The 18482-nt window shown below is 49.7% G+C and carries 15 protein-coding genes and 4 pseudogenes; 12 read left to right on the top strand and 7 right to left on the bottom strand.

The window, feature by feature from the left end; genetic code table 11:
* Positions 1-131 precede the first annotated feature (131 nt).
* On the top strand, positions 132-884 hold the full coding sequence (locus J4685_RS04005) for a non-specific acid phosphatase (RefSeq protein WP_000842405.1): 753 nt from the start codon (positions 132-134) through the stop codon (positions 882-884).
* 240 nt (positions 885-1124) lie between these two features.
* On the opposite strand, the gene J4685_RS04000 is transcribed toward J4685_RS04005, so the two are convergent.
* Positions 1125-1616: a GNAT family N-acetyltransferase gene (locus tag J4685_RS04000; RefSeq protein ID WP_000626100.1), complete on the bottom strand. Its 492-nt coding sequence runs from the start codon at positions 1614-1616 to the stop codon at positions 1125-1127.
* The gene (locus J4685_RS03995; RefSeq protein ID WP_001110452.1) at positions 1613-1906 is read right to left on the bottom strand and encodes a DUF1778 domain-containing protein; all 294 of its coding nucleotides are present in this window, start codon (positions 1904-1906) and stop codon (positions 1613-1615) included. Before J4685_RS03995 ends, J4685_RS04000 begins: the two co-directional genes overlap by 4 nt.
* A 316-nt stretch (positions 1907-2222) precedes the next feature.
* On the opposite strand from J4685_RS03995, the pseudogene J4685_RS22440 reads away from it, so the two are divergent.
* The 5 genes and pseudogenes from J4685_RS22440 to J4685_RS03975 all read left to right on the top strand — a co-directional run bounded on the left by J4685_RS22440 (position 2223) and on the right by J4685_RS03975 (position 4461).
* Positions 2223-2445 (top strand): annotated as a pseudogene (locus J4685_RS22440) (hypothetical protein).
* Positions 2446-2710: 265 nt separating this feature from the next.
* Positions 2711-3586 carry an AraC family transcriptional regulator gene (locus J4685_RS03990; RefSeq protein ID WP_000921674.1) on the top strand — a complete coding sequence of 292 codons (876 nt, stop codon included), beginning with the start codon at positions 2711-2713 and terminating at the stop codon, positions 3584-3586.
* Positions 3583-3870: a transcriptional regulator RtsB gene (gene rtsB / locus J4685_RS03985; RefSeq protein ID WP_011233243.1), complete on the top strand. Its 288-nt coding sequence runs from the start codon at positions 3583-3585 to the stop codon at positions 3868-3870. The genes J4685_RS03990 and rtsB overlap by 4 nt, the downstream gene beginning before the upstream one ends.
* 22 nt (positions 3871-3892) lie before the next feature.
* A pseudogene (locus J4685_RS03980) lies at positions 3893-4109 on the top strand (hypothetical protein).
* Between the two features lie 7 nt (positions 4110-4116).
* On the top strand, positions 4117-4461 hold the full coding sequence (locus J4685_RS03975; RefSeq protein WP_100680417.1) for an Ig-like domain-containing protein: 345 nt from the start codon (positions 4117-4119) through the stop codon (positions 4459-4461).
* Positions 4462-4748: 287 nt separating this feature from the next.
* Here J4685_RS03975 and J4685_RS03970 read toward each other — a convergent pair whose 3' ends face one another.
* Positions 4749-5654 carry an SdiA-regulated domain-containing protein gene (locus J4685_RS03970; RefSeq protein WP_001268193.1) on the bottom strand — a complete coding sequence of 302 codons (906 nt, stop codon included), beginning with the start codon at positions 5652-5654 and terminating at the stop codon, positions 4749-4751.
* Positions 5655-5957: 303 nt separating this feature from the next.
* On the opposite strand from J4685_RS03970, the gene J4685_RS03965 reads away from it, so the two are divergent.
* Positions 5958-7358, top strand: coding sequence for a DUF1996 domain-containing protein (locus J4685_RS03965; RefSeq protein WP_000773797.1), 1401 nt, complete (start codon positions 5958-5960; stop codon positions 7356-7358).
* Positions 7359-7422: 64 nt separating this feature from the next.
* Here J4685_RS03965 and J4685_RS03960 read toward each other — a convergent pair whose 3' ends face one another.
* From J4685_RS03960 to J4685_RS03945, 4 genes and pseudogenes are all read right to left on the bottom strand, one after another.
* Positions 7423-8034, bottom strand: coding sequence for a molecular chaperone (locus J4685_RS03960; protein ID WP_016505071.1), 612 nt, complete (start codon positions 8032-8034; stop codon positions 7423-7425).
* A gap of 74 nt (positions 8035-8108) precedes the next feature.
* On the bottom strand, positions 8109-8882 hold the full coding sequence (locus J4685_RS03955; protein ID WP_000544919.1) for a dimethyl sulfoxide reductase anchor subunit family protein: 774 nt from the start codon (positions 8880-8882) through the stop codon (positions 8109-8111).
* Entirely contained in the window at positions 8875-9501 is a 627-nt protein-coding gene (locus J4685_RS03950) for a DMSO/selenate family reductase complex B subunit (protein ID WP_000816143.1), read from the bottom strand. The genes J4685_RS03955 and J4685_RS03950 overlap by 8 nt, the downstream gene beginning before the upstream one ends.
* 13 nt (positions 9502-9514) lie before the next feature.
* Positions 9515-11944: pseudogene (locus J4685_RS03945) on the bottom strand (DMSO/selenate family reductase complex A subunit).
* A gap of 355 nt (positions 11945-12299) precedes the next feature.
* Between J4685_RS03945 and J4685_RS03940 the strand changes: the two are divergent.
* From J4685_RS03940 to fumA, 5 genes and pseudogenes are all read left to right on the top strand, one after another.
* Positions 12300-13914, top strand: a pseudogene (locus J4685_RS03940) (sensor histidine kinase).
* Entirely contained in the window at positions 13911-14630 is a 720-nt protein-coding gene (gene dcuR / locus J4685_RS03935) for a two-component system response regulator DcuR (protein WP_000611307.1), read from the top strand. The pseudogene J4685_RS03940 and the gene dcuR overlap by 4 nt, the downstream one beginning before the upstream one ends.
* Positions 14631-14946: 316 nt before the next feature.
* Complete coding sequence (locus J4685_RS03930) at positions 14947-15213, top strand: hypothetical protein (RefSeq protein ID WP_011233240.1); 267 nt, start codon at positions 14947-14949, stop codon at positions 15211-15213.
* A 146-nt stretch (positions 15214-15359) separates the two neighbouring features.
* A complete protein-coding gene (gene dcuB / locus J4685_RS03925) occupies positions 15360-16700 on the top strand; it encodes an anaerobic C4-dicarboxylate transporter DcuB (protein ID WP_000899148.1) in 1341 nt (446 codons plus the stop codon).
* 95 nt (positions 16701-16795) lie between these two features.
* A complete protein-coding gene (gene fumA, locus J4685_RS03920) occupies positions 16796-18442 on the top strand; it encodes a class I fumarate hydratase FumA (RefSeq protein WP_000037205.1) in 1647 nt (548 codons plus the stop codon).
* Positions 18443-18482: the final 40 nt, after the last annotated feature.

Below are 18482 nucleotides of genomic sequence, written 5' to 3'. Positions count from 1 at the left end.
TCAGTCCGGTATGGGTAGAGGATAATGCCAGTACAGCGTCCTGCTTTTTTACCTGTATGTTGAATAACCATTTCAATAAATCATTATAGAATCACATCTGTTTATTATTGCCTGATCCGGAGTGAGTCTTTATGAAAAGTCGTTATTTACTATTTTTTCTACCACTGATCGTAGCTAAATATACATCAGCAGCAACAGTGCAACTCTTTCATTCTCCTGAAGAATCAGTGAACAGTCAGTTCTACTTACCCCCACCGCCAGGTAATGATGATCCGGCTTTCCGCTATGATAAGGAGGCTTATTTTAAGGGCTATGCGATAAAAGGTTCCCCACAATGGAAACAAGCTGCTGAGGATGCAGATGTAAGCGTGGAAAATATAGCCAGAATATTCTCGCCAGTAGTGGGTGCTAAAATTAATCCCAAAGATACGCCAGAAACCTGGAATATGTTACAGAATCTTCTGAAAATGGGCAGCTACTACGCTACTGCTTCGGCAAAAAAATATTATATGCGTACTCGTCCCTTTGTCTTATTTAATCATTCTACCTGCCGTCCTGAAGATGAGAATACTTTGCGAAAAGATGGCTCTTACCCTTCCGGGCATACTGCTTATGGTACACTTCTGGCATTAGTATTATCCCAGGCCAGACCGGAACGCGCGCAGGAGCTCGCCAGACGAGGATGGGAGTTCGGGCAAAGCAGAGTGATATGCGGTGCTCACTGGCAAAGCGATGTTGATGCTGGCCGTTATGTGGGAGCAGTAGAGTTTGCAAGGCTGCAAACAATCCCGGCTTTTCAGAAGTCACTGGCAAAAGTCCGTGAGGAGCTGAACGACAAAAATAATTTATTGAGTAAAGAAGAACGCCCCGAACTTAATTACTGAAGGTGAAAGTCTTCCCGCAAACTGGCCACAGCAAATGAAAGGAAGTGCAACTGCGTAGGGGCGACCGGGCGTGGAGAACGCCTTTGGTTTCCCCGATTCGCATGAATTCAACGTCCCCGTTTGCAGTCCGTCCAGACCGTCATGACGTCGTTGTCCGGCTGAAGCGGTAAAACCGGTCTGGCTCACTGACTATCCACAGCGAATTCCGGCCATCAGAAGCTAAGGGATGCGTTCTGGAGTTTAAACACTCTCCACCAAATCCCCCAACGTCACCATCAACATCATCGGATCCATCGGCGACGGTACAAACCCCACCCGCTGATAAAATTCCCGCGCTTCATCCGACAGGGCGTGAACCAGCATCCCACGAATGCCGATAGTCTCCGCCACCTGAATAACCCGCAGCCCTGCGTCGCGTACCAGCGCCCGAGCGACGCCCTGCCCATGAAGCGATTTATCCACCGCCAGACGCCCCAATACCACAACCGGAATCGGGTCAGGCATATTGCGACGAAAGCGACCGGGGGAGGTATTCGTCGTGACTGCGCTGGACGCCAGCGAGTAATAGGCCAGTACGTTCGAATCGCTGCCACAACACACAAAGGTACGGGACGCGCCAGTGGTCTGATTTTTCATCGCCCGCTGTTTCAGCCAGTTATCTATAGAATCCACACCGCAGCAAAACGGAGTAAGAATATGTCCGGCATGAAGCGGCTCAGGGGTGGAGATCATTTTTCCTGCTCCCACGGCGCAGGGGTCTGCATGGTTTTACGCAGTGCGGCATTAGGTGAAGGTGTTTGATCCAAACGAACGAGAAATTCCTGATAAGCCTCTGGATCGGCCATAATGATGCGTTGTTCGATAAGCGCTTCTTCTGCGGCAGCACGGGCAGCTTCCAGCACAAAGTCTGTGCGGTTTTTCCCTCTGGCTTTCGCCGCTCGATCAATAAGATCGCGCTCGGCGGGTTTGATACGCAGGTTCAGAGTTTCACGTTTCATCGCCATACTGTTTGCGGCTGGCATAGTGTTGTCCTCTTGTACTTCTGTGGATATTAAGTATACAACACGCGTAACGCAGATGTCATTACGATAAATTTAGAAGGAATGGAACCGGAGTAGCGAACCGAAAGGTTTTCTACTCATTTATAGATTCAGTACCAGGCTGTGCGCTGGCATTCGCTGTGAGTGATTCCTCCTCGGGGCCGACGCAGCAAAAGATTCAATACTGCCGCGCCAAAACACGCAACATTATATAATCAGAAAGCATAAACCTAACGGATACGCACAGTAAGAACCTCAATAACGTGTTACATCGTTTTTCATAAAGCCAACCATACGATTGAATGTTTCCCCTCCCCCTCAAACTTCCGGATATTGTTACACCGTCTACCCGCCGCAGTATATATTTACCGCGTTGTATGCCTTTCCTGGCCGAGATCGTTAATATTTACCTCCAAGATAAACCTTATCACAAATTAACATCAGATCTTATACCTCATGCTAACTACCCCCATGAAATTAAAGAGCTATTCTCTAAAAGAATAAGGGTAATTATTACTTAATTCAAATTTTAAAGAGATAATTTGACAATAACATGAGCCAATTCTTGTAAATTTCCATCTTTTTTTTATACGCGACATAGTTTTTTAACGATACTATAATAGGTAGAAATGCAATATAAAATAGCATTTTCCATAGAAAATGAAAAGATCGCCACCTGATACCTTAAGTTCGCAAATAATTATATAGCTATATATTAGTTTTCTTTTGAAATATTTTTCAGAATAATTTTTGATTTACACGCACATTTAATAAAAGGAAATTATCATGCTAAAGGTGTTTAATCCCTCACCTGTCCAGGTGGGGAGCATTGAATGTTTACAATCAGCGCAAAACTGGCAGAGGAAATCCTTATCACTTCAGGGATTAAATTTACTGCAGTCCGTACTCATCAAGCTCACCACGGGTAAAATTTCAATTACGACATCGTCCGGGGAGTATATTACGGCATCAGGGCCAATGTTAATATTTTTAGCTAAAGATCAAACCATTCATATCACTATGGAAGAGACTCATGAACAGTTAAATTACAATTTAATTGAATTAGATTCAGCGTCAATAAAAAATGCTTATAATTTTTTTCTGTATGAACATGCAGACTTTTCGGCCCCATTAACAAAACCGACGACAAAACATCTGTTAGCGCCAATAGAAACAGGCGTAGCAAGAGTATTCAACCTCTTACACTCTTCAAATAAAAGCCAGAAATTATCCCAAGATAAAAAGGAATATTTAATAAGATTTCTGCTTTCAGAGTTCATCTATGAACCTGAAGCATTTGCTCTCTTCAGAGAACTATCGCAAAATACATTAGCCGAAAACATCTATAATATTATTATAAGCGACATAAGTCGAAAATGGGCGCTCAAGGATATTTCTGACTCACTCTATATGAGTTGTTCCACATTAAAAAGGAAATTGAAACAAGAGCACACCTCATTCAGTGAAGTTTACCTTAATGCGCGAATGAATAAAGCGACAAAACTTCTACGCAATAGTGAATATAATATTACTCGAGTGGCTTATATGTGTGGTTATGATAGTGCTTCTTATTTTACATGCGTTTTTAAAAAACATTTCAAAACTACACCATCGGAATTTTTAGCGTTTTTATCCTCCTCTCGTCATCAATATGTTAATTGAGATATCTGACAATGCAGTATAAGGACAAAGCAAAACATATTAATATAAGAGATGGAATTCTGTTGCTCGCTAAAAAATTCGATCTAACATTGAGCGAGAAAAAAGTTATTTATTACGTGGCTGCAGGATTATCTGTTAAAAGTTGCTCAAATTTATTAGATCGAAATATAAAAACGATTTCAACACAAAAGAGATCAGCCTATAAAAAAATGGATATTACTACTGATGTTGAATTAATCCATTTGATGCTGAATGAGTTTTACATATCAGTCGATATTACGTAATTTTTTCTAAAATGTTGCTAGAATGGTAGGCAAGGCAACTCTGGATATCATCTTCAGAGATCGTTCCGCAAACGCTATGGATAATTCTTCGCTGTCTATCGGCTGGCTGACGATAGACTCTACACCGCCAGTACGTTCCATGAAGAATAATAGTGATATTGGCGCCGGAGGCGATAATATCACTAACATCAATACACCGACCTTTTATCGGGTCGCTTAGAAGCTCACGCAACAATTAAGCTGACTATTGATACACAACCGTCCGCCGAACCAACGTTGGGATCGACTGTTAGCAGTCTGGATAATACCGTCAGCCTTAAGGGAGTCGTGGAGGCGCATCAGGATATTCAGGTGAAGGTCACGGTCGACGATACGGACTACACCGCCAGTGTCGATAACGATACCGGTAACTGGCATGTTTCTGTTCCGCAATCCGCTATTCTGTCGGGGGAGAATCAGTATACCATAACGGCCACCGATCCCGCCGGTAATAGCGCCGCCGCCAGTGTAACATTTACAGGTACATCGCCCACGGAAAATCCGGTCAACAAGAGTTCCGGCGTAGATGAAATGATTATGCCTGATAACTAAACATCACCATGCGAGGTCTCTTCGGAGGCCTCCTGAAAAAACAGAATAATATTCATTGTCTGTTAATTATTACAGAGAGAGTTAATTTATAAAAAAAAAGCGGCAGACTACGCTGCCGCAAATATGAGGAGGACAATTACCGTTACGCTACACCACAAAGCAATCCGTTACTGAGGTAAGTAAAACATAAATATCCCCAACAATGAATCAACGAATCAAGCAATCGTCAAATCATGGTATTAACAACCTTGTTCTGTTTTAGCATGCTGTGACAGTAAAAATAGATTTTAGTCATTCTGTATATCACACGAAAATTTATAAAACAGATTTGGTTCACTCACAATATACAAATTATTTTCATTATCCATGGCAATCCCTTCTGGTTGGGGTATATCGTCTCTGAGCCCTGACCACTCCGCCGTCAGGAACAATCGATCGCGCACCCGCCACTCGGAACTGACCTCCAGAATCATTTTTGACTCGTCCGACAACACCAGCAGCGAATCCGTTGGGGCATGGTATTCAAGTCCGGAGACATCGCTCACACTCGCAGTGATGGCAGAAGGCAACGCTCTGGTGATACCATTTTTGCTCATCTCTACTTCTTTGATAATAATGGGTTTTCTTTCTTTTGCGGCATATAATCTCTCATTTTTCGCATCCCATGCCGTACCTTCCAGCCCTTTATTTTTTGCTTTGTCATAGCCCTCAAGCTTCACCATGGAGATTATCTGCATGGCGCCGCGCTGAATATCCACCTGTGTTTTATAGACCGCGCCATCTTTCTCACTGCCTATCTGGAACTGGTTGCCCCCACTCCATGCAATAGACTCCGGGTCGTGGATGCCCTGCAGCGGCATCCGCCCTACCAGCTGCCCTTCTGTCGTTAACCAGACCAGTTCAGGGGGATTATTAATAACGGCGAAAAGCATCCTGTCTTCGGCGGAGTAGGTCAAACCTGAAAGGTTACTCTTAACTCCTGCGACTGGTTTTTGCTGAATAACCGCTTTATAGCTACTCAGTGCTAGCGCCGAGGGTTTATCACCATATTTGAGGATCAGTTGATAAACATAGCGTATATCGTCCCTGACCATAAATAAAATCACGCCCAAGAGTACAACCACAATAACGCGTTTTAGTAATCTCATAAAAAATCCATAGCAGATCGCGTCACGACTGATGTCGTAACGCATTTCTTAAAAATAAAGCCGATGTCCGATAGAATCGTTATTCGGTTATGGCGAGCGCCATTAGCATAGGCAAAATGAAATAGTGAGAGTTATCACAAAAAGCCCGATTTTAATCACTAACGTACCCTTTTTGTAAATTGACATAATCAAGAGGAGGGTAGTTTCGGCTAATTATTTAAATAGTACGTCTGCAAATTCGCCCCTGTATGCAGGGCAAATGACAAAAAGTGATAATTAATGAGATGTAACACCGTAATTTGATCTGCTATTGCTGCTCCCACTTCTATTCAACCGGGCAGCAAAAAAATGAAACTCAACCTTATTACCGTCAGCCTGGCTACGCTCGTTGCCGCTGGCGCATTCCCGGCCCATGCCGGTCCTCAGGCGCATGTCGTGTGCGGCTATCACCACACGCTGGGCGATGACGCGATTATGATGTTTGGTAAAGCGAATCAGGCGATGTGGCATGACTTTTTTGGCAACACCCACACCGACGCGGTCTCTACCTACCAGACGTTGCGCGCGCAACCCGATACCACCTGTGATAATAAAGCCGACAGCTCCGGTTACTGGGCACCGTCCATGAAATTACCCGATGGTGAAATCGTAAATCCGGCCTACCAAAAGACCTATTATCAATCCACAAATGTAGCGCAATATCCGCTCCATCCATTCCCGGCCGGGCTGGAGTTACTGGCAGGCGATCATCACGGTACTGGCCCCAGTTCCGCAATCACCTTTTTATGTGCCAACGGCAAAGGTTACACCAACAAGGTAGGCGAAATATGCGGCCTGCGTAAAGCGGGCGATGCCGTCCAGTTTAATATCGGGATCGCTTTCCCCAACTGTTGGGATGGCGTCAACCTGAAACCGACACATAGCCACAATAATGCTATCTATGCCGACCACGGGAAATGTTCCGCAGACTATCCGGTTAAAATCCCGACGGTTAATATGAACATCGCCTGGGTACTCCCGCAGATCTCCTCGCTGGATACGTCCAAAGTGGAATTGTCGATGGACCCGGTAATGCATGGCGAAACCCGGGAAGAGCGCTGGGGAAGTATTTATACCGCCCATGCCGATTTTATGAATGGCTGGACGGAAGATGGCGCGCAGTTTATGACGGATCTGTGTATGAATCAGGGACTGGATTGCGGCACTGCGGTTCCTTACGCCTACAGTAAAGCGGAAGAAAATACCTGGGTAAGCAGCGAAGACGACAAGCCTCATGCCAGCGTCGATACGTTGTACGTACAGGATGACTGGACAAATGGCGGACGCACGCAGCACCCGGAAACGCTCACGCTGGTGAAATTTAAGATCCCGCCCCTGCCTGCCAATATGGACGCTTCGCTATTCAAATACCGTATTCGCCTTTTTGGCGGCAAAACGAAAACGAACGGCGCCGATCAAATTTTCTTTTACCCGACCAGCAGTGACTGGCACGCCAGTAGCGTGTCATGGAACAATAAACCGGCGATCAATTACCGTTCCGATGCCGTATTATATCTAAACCATTCACATGAGTATCGCATGGTTGATGTCGATAAAGCGGTGCGCAAAGCGCTAGCGGAAGGGAAAACGGAAATATCCTGGTATATCGGCGGCGACCGTCAGGTAAATCACTACGATTTCATGCCAGCGGACTCAAAACAGAGCCTGGTGCTGATGCTGACCGGTTTCAAAAAGACGCCGGAGCTGTAATAGTAAACTGTGCCCGCTGACGCAACAGCGGGCACGATGGCGACACAAGCATTACGGCACGTCGTCAAAACCTGACCAATACCTTAGAAAACAACCGTTTCTTCTCAGGTTGTAGCCCCTGTTGCTGCTGAACATCCTGCAGATAACAGGTCGCTACGATGGCAAGCCGGGCATAGAAGGCGCTAACGGTATTGCGTTGCAGCAATTCCAGATAGCGGAATCCCCAGGGTAGCAGATGCGCCTCCAGTAACCGGTTGGCCGCCACGTTGTCGCCTTGCGCCAGCAGATCGCTACAGGCTAATAGCATCAGGCCAAACTGATCTTCCGGCTCGCGTTCACGGTCAGTGAATACCATTCCCTGCGACTGTAAAAAAGCTCGATAATCGGCGGTGGTTTCCCCCATCAGCAAATTATCTTTTTCCAGATAGACCGATCCCCAGGGCGGGACGGGCATCTTTCCCTGGCCTTCAAACAATACGGAAAATTGCCATGTAAGCGCATCATCATCCGGTAGCGACCATGACGCGCACAGTGATTCAATATGTCCGCGATCGCGCCAGGGGTAAAGCTCAGGCAACGTTGGCAAACAATCGAACAACGCTTTCACCTCCGGCCTCTCAGGGGAGTAGTAAAACAGTGCGCCGAGGATACGCGGCAAAACAGCACGGGAAGGCATAGCAATAGCTCCTGAAATATTTCGCCTGATGACGCTACGCTTATCAGGCTTACATGGCACAAGCCGGGCAAAAACTACATTGGCAGCGTCCACAGATTGTAAAACGCAATCCTACCCGCCAACTCCGCCGCGATAACCACCACAGCCGTCATGGCCAGCACCGTAGCACTCGATTTCAGGCGCGCGCAGACCACCACCCCGACCACGCCCGCCGCCAGCAATACCGCCTGGGCGGTAAACCAGCTATGCTGCGCGGCGGTCAGAGCGCTATCGGCGCTCATCAGCGTCGCCATATAGCCCGGGCGCAGACAAAAGCTCACCAAAATCGCCAACACGCTGACCAGTAGCCCCAGACGGCGCACGCCAAACAATGCCGCCAACGCGCCGCCGCCAATCAACGGCGTCAATATCATCATTGCCGTGGTGTAAGATGAACGCCAGGTCGCCACCGTCGGCAGTTGGTAAATCTGCGGAACGGCGTATAAGAAGACCACCCCGACTATCGCCGCCAACCAGACCAACGCGTTACACAGCGGCGTCGCACGGTTCAGCAATAAACCGAGCGCCCCCAGACCGCCGAGCGCCACAAAAGCCGCCGACAAGACAATCTCGTTACTCATCGGCGAATGTCCGACGCGCAGCAGCATATTCAGCGCACGCAACGGTTGCCCGACGTGGAAGGTACCGACAACGACGCCAATCCCAAACAGGCACATCACCGAGAACAGACCGATAGCCTTACGCCGCGGCGCGACCAGCCCCATTGCGCCGCCAATCAGCAGCAGAATAAACGCGCCGACCGCGCTCTGGGTAAAGACCGTAAAAAAGACCAGCGGTAACTCATGCATGGCGCACCTCCCGAATGTTCATGATTGCGCCTTCCGTATCGCCCGTGGGTCTCGCTTTCGGATGCGGTTTAATAATGAGGTTAGGATGGGTGAACGACGCCGAAGGCAGCGGCGCGATTTGATTCTCCGTGCCATATTTTGCCCGTAATTCATCGACAGGGCCGAAATCCAGCGCTCGCTGCGGGCAAGAATCCACACAAATGGGGCGCAGATTGTTCTCCAGTCGGTCAAGACAACCGTCGCATTTACGCATCACGTTTGCCTGCGTATCAAACTGCGGCGCGCCGTAGGGGCAGCGCATTTCACAATAGCGACAGCCGACGCATACGCTGTCATCCACCACGACCAGACCATCTTCTTTGCGTTTATGCATCGCCCCGGTCGGACAGCCGGAGACACATACCGGCTCATCGCAATGGTTACAAGCAATAGAGAGGTAGTAGGTAAAGGTGTCGTGATGCCAGCTTTCCCCCTCTTTCACCCAGCTTCCGCCGCCATATTCATAGACGCGGCGCAGTTTCGGGCCGACATCCAGATCTTTATTATCCTTGCAGCTTACCTGGCAGGTTTTACAGCCTGAACAGCGCGAGGAGTCAACATAAAAGCCATACTGTTTCATCGTACATCACTCCTTAAGCGCGTTTAATTTCAACCAGATTGGTATGCTGCGGATTGCCTTTCGCCAGCGGCGAAGGGTGATGGCTGGTCAGCGTATTGATACAGCCGCCGACATCAACGCCGTTGCCGTCAAGCCGCGTCCACGCGCCCTGCGGCATCGCCGCCACGCCGGGTAAAATGCGCTGGGTAACTTTACAGGGAAGCTCCACCACGCCGCGGTCATTGAATACATGCACCCGATCGCCGGACTTCAGTTGGCGGGCGCTGGCGTCAATCGGGTTAATCCAGACTTCATCCGGCACCGCCTCATGCAGCATCAGCACATTGCTGTAGGTCGAGTGGGTATGCCCTTTGGTATGGAAACCGCTTAACTGCAACGGATACTTCGCCGTCAATGCTTTGTTAAGGTGCGACTCTTTCGCTGGACAAAATTCCGGCAATGCGGGAATTCGCTCGCCTTCTGGCAACGTCCACGCTTGCGCCAGATCCGCCAGCGCCTGGGAGTAAATTTCAATTTTGCCCGACGGCGTGGAGAGTGGATTAGCCTCGGCATCGGCGCGGAAATCGGCAAACGCAAGGCTCTGCTGCTCGGTAGCGATACGCTGGTCAATCACGCCCATCTCTTTCGCCACGCTCCACTCCGGCAGGTATGGACGTTTTTCACGGATCTGCTGATAGTGCATCTCCGCCCACTGCGCCTGAGTTCGGCCCTCGGTATATTGCTCGCGCAGTCCAAGATGCCCGGCGATATCCGCGCAGATGTCATACGTGCTGCGCACTTCCCACATCGGTTTAACGGTTTTCTGAATCGCAATCATATAGTTATGCGATCCTGCCGCATAGGAGCTGTCCACCAGGTCTTCCGCCTCAAGATAGCTGGTCTCCGGCAACAGCAGATCCGCATACATCGCGCTGGGCGTCATATGGTTTTCAATCACGATAATGGTTTCACACAGCGATTCATCCGCGAGAATTTGACGGGTGCGGTTTGTTTCGCCGTGCTGATTAAGCAAAGTATTACCGGCCTGGTTGAAAAACAGCTTAATCCCGGTTTTTAGCCTGTCCGCGCCTTTTACGCCCATTGTCGTCGCGGTCATTTTCTCCGGATGCTGAATGGCGTCCGTCCACAGATAGCAAGGAATAGAGGTTGTGATCGGATTCTTACCGACAGGCAACAATGGCACGCCATACGGCGTACCGTAAGGCCAGTTGCCATTATTGGTGCCGGGCCGCCCGAAGTGGCCGGTTAACGCTGGCAGCGTCTGAATAGCACGCACGGTTTGTTCGCCGTTGGCATGACGCTGCGGCCCCCAGCCCTGGCAAATATAGCAGGCGCGCGCCGAGGCGATTTCGCGCGCCAGTTGGCGAATACGCGTTGCCGGAATTCCGGTGATATCCGCCGCCCATTCCGGGGTTTTCGCGATACCGTCATCGCCCGTGCCAAGAACATAATCTTTATAGCTGGCGTTAGGCGCAGCCGTGTCCGGCAAGGTGCTACGGTCATAGCCGACGCAATAGCGGTTTACCAGCGCCTCGTCGAGAAGCTGTTCGGTAATCAGCGTATGCGCTATGCCGGCGACTAGCGCGGCGTCCGTGGTTGGGCGAATCGGTAGCCATTCGGCGTGTTCGGTAATCACCGAATCGGTATAGCGCGGATCGATAATAATGACTCGGGCTTTCGAGGTCTCCAGCGCCCGGCGCAGCTCTTCAACCTAACCGCCGCCGGACATCCGCGTTTCTGAGAGATTCAGGCCAAATAGCACCACCAGATCGGAATGCGCGATCTGCGTAAAATGGCTACCGACATAATCACCGTGGGTATAAGGCGTGGCGGCGGCGATTTGCGCCGTGGAATAGGTGTTGTGATAATTTAAATAACCGCCGGTGAGATTTAGTAATCTTATCCAGGCGGGTCTACCCTGCGTGTGATAATACGCGCCGGATTGATAATTATAATAAATAGCTTCCCGGCCATATTTTTCGCTAACGCGCGTTAATTCCGCCGCAATAAAGGCTGTGGCCTCATCCCATGAAATACGTTTAAATTTTCCTTCGCCGCGTTTTCCCACTCTTTTCATCGGATACTTAATGCGATCCGGGCTATAAACGCGCCAGCGACTGGAACGCCCGCGCAGGCAGGGACGAATCTGATGCTCGCCGAATACCGCGTCATCTTTCGCGTCTTCCGGTTCAATACGCACAATGCGATCATTTTTCACGATAACCTTAAGCGGGCATCGGCTGCCACAGTTGACCAGACAGGCGCTGTGCCTGACGGTTTCGCCGTTGGCATCCTTCGGTATCGGGGTATCCTGCGCCTGGGCAGTGGTAGCAAAAGGCAGCGTAATCGCCTGACTTAGCGTCACCGCCGCCCCTACTTTTGCAGTAGCGACAATAGCATCACGTCGGGTTATGGTTGTGTTCAGCCATTTTTTTATTTCCATTTTTTATTTCTCACATTGCTTCCATAATTATTAATAATATGTAATGAAAACTAATCATAATAGATTAAATATTAGCGCTGATTGATTGTGATCAAACGCATTCTGAACGTCAGTAAAAATAAAATGTGATACCGCATACGTTATTATAAAAATTAATGAAAAATTATTTTATGTAATTCTGATGAAAATAAATTACCCATCACGGTATCCGGCGATATTAATTAACGACATGAGCAGGTAGCGCCCCCTGCAAGACTAGACGGGCTTTTCAACACTGGAGCAACATCGCCTATGCCTTTGAATTAGACGCCTCATCAGGGATAATAACCTTACGATTCGTCCGCTCAGGTCCACTATGAAACACTCCCTGCCATGCCGGGCGTTACGCAAACGCCCCATGAAACTCGGCACTACCGTCATTCTGATGGTCAGCGCCGTTTTGTTTTCGGTGCTCGTTGTGGTCCATCTGATCTATTTTTCGCAAATCAGCAGCATGACGCGCGACGCGCTGGCAGATAAAGCGCTGGCGGTGGCTCGCTCGCTGGCGGACTCTCCGGCAATTCGCGAGGGGCTGAAAAAACCGCCTGCGGAAAGCGGCATTCAGCCGCTCGCCGAAGCGGTGAGCCAGCATAATGGCTTTTTGTTTATTGTGGTGACCAATATGCAGGGCATCCGTTATTCGCACCCAGAAACGCAGCGAATCGGTCAACCATTCAAAGGCGATGACATTCTGCTCGCACTGCAGGGAAAGGAAAACGTTGCCATTAATCGCGGCTTTCTTGCCAAAGCGCTACGCGTTTTCACACCGGTTTATGATGAACACCACCGACAGATCGGCGTGGTAGCGATTGGCCTGGAACTCAGTCACGTTACGCAGCAGATCAACAATAGCCGCGGCAGTATTATCTGGTCCATTCTGTTCGGCGCTCTGGTGGGATTATTAGGCACCTATGCGCTGGTCAAGGTGCTAAAACGTATCCTGTTTGGCCTCGAACCCTATGAGATCTCAACCCTGTTTGAACAACGCCAGGCAATGCTGCAGTCAATCAAAGAGGGCGTTATCGCCGTAGATGGTAGCGGCGAAGTCACGTTGATTAACCACGCGGCGCAGGCGCTGCTCGATTATCGAAAAACGCAGGATGACGCCAGATTATCCACCCCAGGTGGTGGACATTAGCGAAGTGTTGCGTGACGGTACGCCGCGCCGCGATGAAGAGATCATCGTCAAAGGCCGCCTGCTGCTGGTGAATACCGTTCCGGTGCGCAGCAACGGCGAAATTATCGGCGCGATATCCACCTTCAGGGATAAAACAGAAGTTCGCCAACTGATGCAGCGGTTAGACGGGATGGTGAACTACGCGGATGCGCTCCGTGAACGATCCCACGAATTCATGAACAAATTACATGTGATTCTGGGATTATTGCACCTGAAGAGTTATAAGCAGCTTGAAGCGTATATTATCAAGACGGCCAATAACTATCAGGAAGAGATCGGTTTGCTGCTGGGTAAAATAAAGTCGCCGATTATCGCTGGTTTTTTGCTCAGTAAAATTACTCGCGCCTCAGATTTCGGGCACAGCCTGGTGATAAGCAGCGACAGCCAGTTACTGGATAATAACAATGAAGATCAGGTTACGGTGCTGATTACGGCGCTGGGCAATTTGATTGAAAACGCGCTGGAAGCGTTGAGCCAGGAATCCGGCGGCGAAATCAGCGTCTCGTTACACTACCGTCATGGCTGGCTGCATTGCGAAGTGAGCGATGACGGTCCGGGTATCGAACCTGAGCGCATCGAGGCGATTTTTGAAAAAGGCGTCTCGTCGAAAGGCGCCGAACGCGGCGTCGGTTTAGCGCTGGTTAAACAGCAGGTTGAAGCGCTTGGCGGCGTAATTTCCGTGGAGTCCGAGCCTGGGATCTTCACACAATTTTTTGTACAGTTACCCTGGGATGGAAAAAGGACCAGCCTATGATCAATGTATTAATTGTCGATGACGATGCGATGGTCGCGGAGTTAAATCGCCGCTATGTCGCGCAAATCTCCGGTTTTCATTGTTGTGGAACCGCTTCGACGCTGGAAAAAGCGAAAGAGTTTATCTTCAACAGTGAAAATCACATTGACCTAATCCTGCTGGATATCTATATGCAGCAGGAAAACGGATTGGATCTGCTGCCTGTCCTGCACAGCGCAGGCTGCAAAAGCGACGTTATTGTCATTTCTTCTGCCGCTGACGCCGCCACCATTAAAGATTCGCTTCACTACGGCGTGGTGGATTATCTGATCAAGCCTTTTCAGGCCACGCGCTTTGAAGAAGCGCTGACCGGCTGGCTACGTAAGAAAACGGCGATGGAAAAACGCCAGTATTACGAACAGTCTGAGCTTGACCTGCTCATTCACGGTAATTCATCCAGCGAGCAGGAGCCTCGCCGGCTGCCAAAAGGGCTGACGCAGCAAACGCTACGCACCTTATGCCAGTGGATTGATGCGCATCAGGAGCAGGAATTTTCTACCGACGAGTTGGCCAACGAAGTGAATATCTCGCGCGTCTCCTGCCGTAAATATCTTATCTGGCTGGTGAATTGCCATATCTTGTTTACCAGTATTCATTACGGCGTGACCGGCAGGCCGGTTTACCGCTACCGCGTTCAGCCGGAACATTACTCTTTACTGAAACAATATTGTCAGTAAGGATACCGCATAAATCCGACGCGAAGCGTTATATCCTGGTAACATTTATTATAACAATGCCAATAAAAACGCTATCACATTAATAACAAACCTGGGAAATTGTGTCAGATCAAATATACTCAACCCAGGCCTGTTAACGTTATTTTCTATTATTACAGCGCCATGCGCTGTTTTTAATTTCAAAACGCTAACAAAAGTTAATTAAGTATTATCCCATGCCGAGAGTGTGTATTTTTATTAAAAAAGGGATTTGTCCGGAATTTTCCTGACACTTAAATAAAATTATGTTTGTAGCAATGGAGCTTGTGCTACGCCTATGGACAATACGTATATTGGTGAGCAGATACGCGTCTCCACACGCCATACTAATAATTTAAAAAAATGGCGTGACAATGATCACATAAGTCACATTCTGTTCGATTTATCTCGTGATTTATCTGATGGCGAGACACAAAAATTAAATAATAAACGCCTGTTTTTAAAACAGACAAATCATAATTTACTGCTCTCGCTGACTCCACCTGCCCATCGCCAGAGGGTGCTTCCCTCTGAACATCACCATCGCAAGAAAATAATTACTTAAAGCAACTCTGTAAAATGCTTAACCGTTAATCGTCGCCACTGGCGCATTGAATATTCGCCATTTCCTGATGCTCATTCACACAAATCAGAAGATGGCTGTGATCCATTTATCAAAATTGACTGGGTTTATCGCGAGGATAAATAAAAATGTTATTTAGTATACAGCTTCTCATAATATTAATATGTCTGTTTTATGGTGCCCGAAAGGGCGGGATCGCGCTCGGGTTGTTGGGCGGTATCGGTCTGGTCATTCTGGTGTTTGTTTTCCATCTCCAGCCAGGTAAACCGCCCGTTGACGTAATGCTGGTCATTATCGCGGTAGTCGCCGCGTCGGCAACGTTGCAGGCGTCAGGCGGGCTGGATGTGATGCTGCAGATTGCCGAAAAGCTGCTGCGTCGCAACCCCAAATACGTCTCTATTGTGGCGCCGTTCGTCACCTGTACCCTGACGATTCTGTGTGGGACAGGCCACGTGGTCTACACCATTTTGCCGATTATCTATGACGTGGCGATCAAGAATAATATCCGTCCGGAACGTCCAATGGCGGCCAGTTCTATCGGCGCGCAAATGGGCATCATCGCCAGTCCGGTTTCCGTCGCCGTTGTTTCTCTGGTAGCGATGCTGGGCAACGTGACATTTGACGGAAAACATCTGGAGTTCCTCGATCTGCTGTCGATCACCATCCCGTCTACCCTGCTCGGTATCCTGGCAATCGGTATTTTTAGTTGGTTCCGCGGTAAAGATCTGGATAAAGACGAAGCGTTTCAGAAATTTATCTCCGTACCGGAAAACCGTCAGTACGTGTACGGCGATACCGCGACGCTGCTGGATAAAAAACTGCCGAAAAGCAACTGGCTGGCGATGTGGATCTTCCTGGCGGCGATTGCCGTGGTCGCTCTCCTGGGCGCGGACTCCGACTTACGTCCAACCTTCGGCGGCAAACCGTTGTCGATGGTGCTGGTCATTCAGATGTTCATGCTGCTGACCGGGGCGCTCATTATCATCCTGACCAAAACCAATCCTGCGTCTATCTCAAAAAACGAAGTTTTTCGTTCCGGTATGATTGCGATTGTCGCGGTATACGGGATCGCCTGGATGGCGGAAACCATGTTCGGCGCGCATATGTCGGAAATTCAGGGCGTGCTGGGCGAAATGGTCAAAGAGTATCCGTGGGCCTATGCCATCGTTCTGCTGCTGGTCTCCAAGTTTGTTAACTCCCAGGCAGCGGCGCTGGCGGCGATTGTTCCCGTCGCGCTGGCTATCGGTGTCGATCCGGCGTATATCGTGGCCTCTGCGCCGGCATGTTATGGCTACTATATTCTGCCGACCTACCCAAGCGATCTGGCGGCGATTCAGTTTGACCGTTCCGGCACAACCCGTATTGGCCGCTTCATCATTAACCACAGCTTCATTCTGCCGGGTTTGATTGGCGTGAGCGTCTCCTGCGTCTTTGGCTGGATCTTTGCCGCAATGTACGGATTCCTGTAATGGCCGCGCGCGCCGCCCGGTTATGCGCGGCGCGCGACTTAGAGCCTGGCCTATGAGGCTCTTAATACATTTTCTTACTATTAGGCTGGAAGCACATGTCGAAAAAAGAGTTTATCTATCAGGCGCCTTTCCCGATGGGAGAGGACAAAACAGAGTATTATCTGCTCACCTCCGATTATGTCAGCGTCAGTGAATTCAACGGAGAATCTATCCTCAACGTTGAGCCGCAGGCGTTAACGTTGCTGGCTCAGCAGGCCTTCCATGATGCGTCTTTTATGCTCCGTCCTGAACACCAGCAGCAAGTCGCCGCCATTCTCAATGACCCCGAAGCCAGCGAAAACGACAAATATGTGGCGTTGCAATTCCTGAGAAACTCCGAGATCGCCGCCAAAGGCATTCTGCCGACCTGCCAGGATACCGGCACGGCGATTATCATGGGTAAAAAAGGCCAACGCGTCTGGACGGGAGGCGGCGATGAAGCCGCGCTCTCCAAAGGCGTGTTTAATACCTATATAGAAGATAACCTGCGCTACTCGCAGAACGCCCCGCTGGATATGTACAAAGAGGTCAATACCGGCAGCAACCTGCCAGCGCAAATCGATCTCTATGCCGTCGATGGCGACGAGTACAAGTTCCTTTGCGTGGCGAAAGGCGGCGGTTCAGCAAACAAAACGTATCTCTATCAGGAGACCAAAGCGCTGCTCACCCCAGGCAAGCTGAAAAACTTCCTCGTTGAGAAAATGCGCACGCTGGGCACCGCGGCCTGTCCGCCATACCATATCGCCTTTGTCATTGGCGGCACCTCGGCGGAAAGCACGCTGAAAACCGTTAAACTCGCCAGCACCCACTATTACGACGCGCTGCCGACGGAAGGTAACGAGCACGGCCAGGCATTCCGCGATCTCCACCTGGAACAGGAACTGCTGGAAGAAGCGCAAAAACTTGGCCTCGGCGCCCAGTTCGGCGGGAAATATTTCGCCCACGATATTCGCGTAATTCGCCTGCCGCGTCACGGCGCTTCCTGTCCGGTGGGGATGGGCGTCTCCTGCTCGGCAGACCGTAACATCAAAGCGAAAATCAACCGCGAAGGCATCTGGATCGAAAAACTGGAACACAATCCGGGCCAGTATATTCCGCCAGCGCTGCGTCAGGCGGGCGAAGGCGACGCGGTGAAAGTCGATCTCAACCGTCCGATGAAAGAGATCCTCGCCCAGCTATCGCAGTACCCGGTCTCGACTCGCCTGTCGCTGACGGGCACCATTATCGTAGGTCGCGATATCGCCCACGCGAAGCTAAAAGAGCGTATTGAATCCGGCGAAGACCTGCCGCAGTATATTAAAGATCACCCCATCTATTACGCAGGTCCGGCCAAAACCCCGGCAGGTTATCCATCTGGCTCATTAGGCCCCACCACCGCAGGCCGAATGGACTCTTATGTCGATCTGCTGCAATCCCACGGCGGCAGTATGATCATGCTGGCGAAAGGCAACCGTAGTCAGCAGGTCACGGATGCCTGTAAAAAACATGGCGGCTTTTATTTGGGCAGTATCGGCGGCCCGGCGGCGGTACTGGCACAGCAGAGCATTAAGCATCTGGAGTGCGTCGAGTATCCGGAACTCGGCATGGAAGCTATCTGGAAAATTGAAGTAGAAGATTTCCCGGCCTTTATCCTGGTGGATGACAAAGGCAACGATTTCTTCCAGCAGATTGTCAGCAAACAGTGCGCTAACTGCGCGAAATAACCTGGCAGGCCCGGCGTTCTCCCGGGCCGCGTTATCGGTT

The organism is Salmonella sp. 32100201201700099SM, assembly GCF_017572645.1.
GTDB classification, from domain to species: domain Bacteria; phylum Pseudomonadota; class Gammaproteobacteria; order Enterobacterales; family Enterobacteriaceae; genus Salmonella; species Salmonella enterica.
This window is presented reverse-complemented; position numbering and strand designations above follow the sequence as displayed.

Bases quoted from the DNA above. Each gene is read 5' to 3' on its own strand.
- J4685_RS04005 (WP_000842405.1), top strand. From the start codon at position 132: ATGAAAAGTCGTTATTTACTATTTTTTCTACCACTGATCGTAGCTAAA.
- J4685_RS04000 (WP_000626100.1), bottom strand. From the start codon at position 1,616: ATGATCTCCACCCCTGAGCCGCTTCATGCCGGACATATTCTTACTCCG.
- J4685_RS03995 (WP_001110452.1), bottom strand. From the start codon at position 1,906: ATGCCAGCCGCAAACAGTATGGCGATGAAACGTGAAACTCTGAACCTG.
- J4685_RS03990 (WP_000921674.1), top strand. From the start codon at position 2,711: ATGCTAAAGGTGTTTAATCCCTCACCTGTCCAGGTGGGGAGCATTGAA.
- J4685_RS03970 (WP_001268193.1), bottom strand. From the start codon at position 5,654: ATGCGTTACGACATCAGTCGTGACGCGATCTGCTATGGATTTTTTATG.
- J4685_RS03965 (WP_000773797.1), top strand. From the start codon at position 5,958: ATGAAACTCAACCTTATTACCGTCAGCCTGGCTACGCTCGTTGCCGCT.
- J4685_RS03960 (WP_016505071.1), bottom strand. From the start codon at position 8,034: ATGCCTTCCCGTGCTGTTTTGCCGCGTATCCTCGGCGCACTGTTTTAC.
- J4685_RS03955 (WP_000544919.1), bottom strand. From the start codon at position 8,882: ATGCATGAGTTACCGCTGGTCTTTTTTACGGTCTTTACCCAGAGCGCG.
- J4685_RS03950 (WP_000816143.1), bottom strand. From the start codon at position 9,501: ATGAAACAGTATGGCTTTTATGTTGACTCCTCGCGCTGTTCAGGCTGT.
- dcuR (WP_000611307.1), top strand. From the start codon at position 13,911: ATGATCAATGTATTAATTGTCGATGACGATGCGATGGTCGCGGAGTTA.
- J4685_RS03930 (WP_011233240.1), top strand. From the start codon at position 14,947: ATGGACAATACGTATATTGGTGAGCAGATACGCGTCTCCACACGCCAT.
- dcuB (WP_000899148.1), top strand. From the start codon at position 15,360: ATGTTATTTAGTATACAGCTTCTCATAATATTAATATGTCTGTTTTAT.
- fumA (WP_000037205.1), top strand. From the start codon at position 16,796: ATGTCGAAAAAAGAGTTTATCTATCAGGCGCCTTTCCCGATGGGAGAG.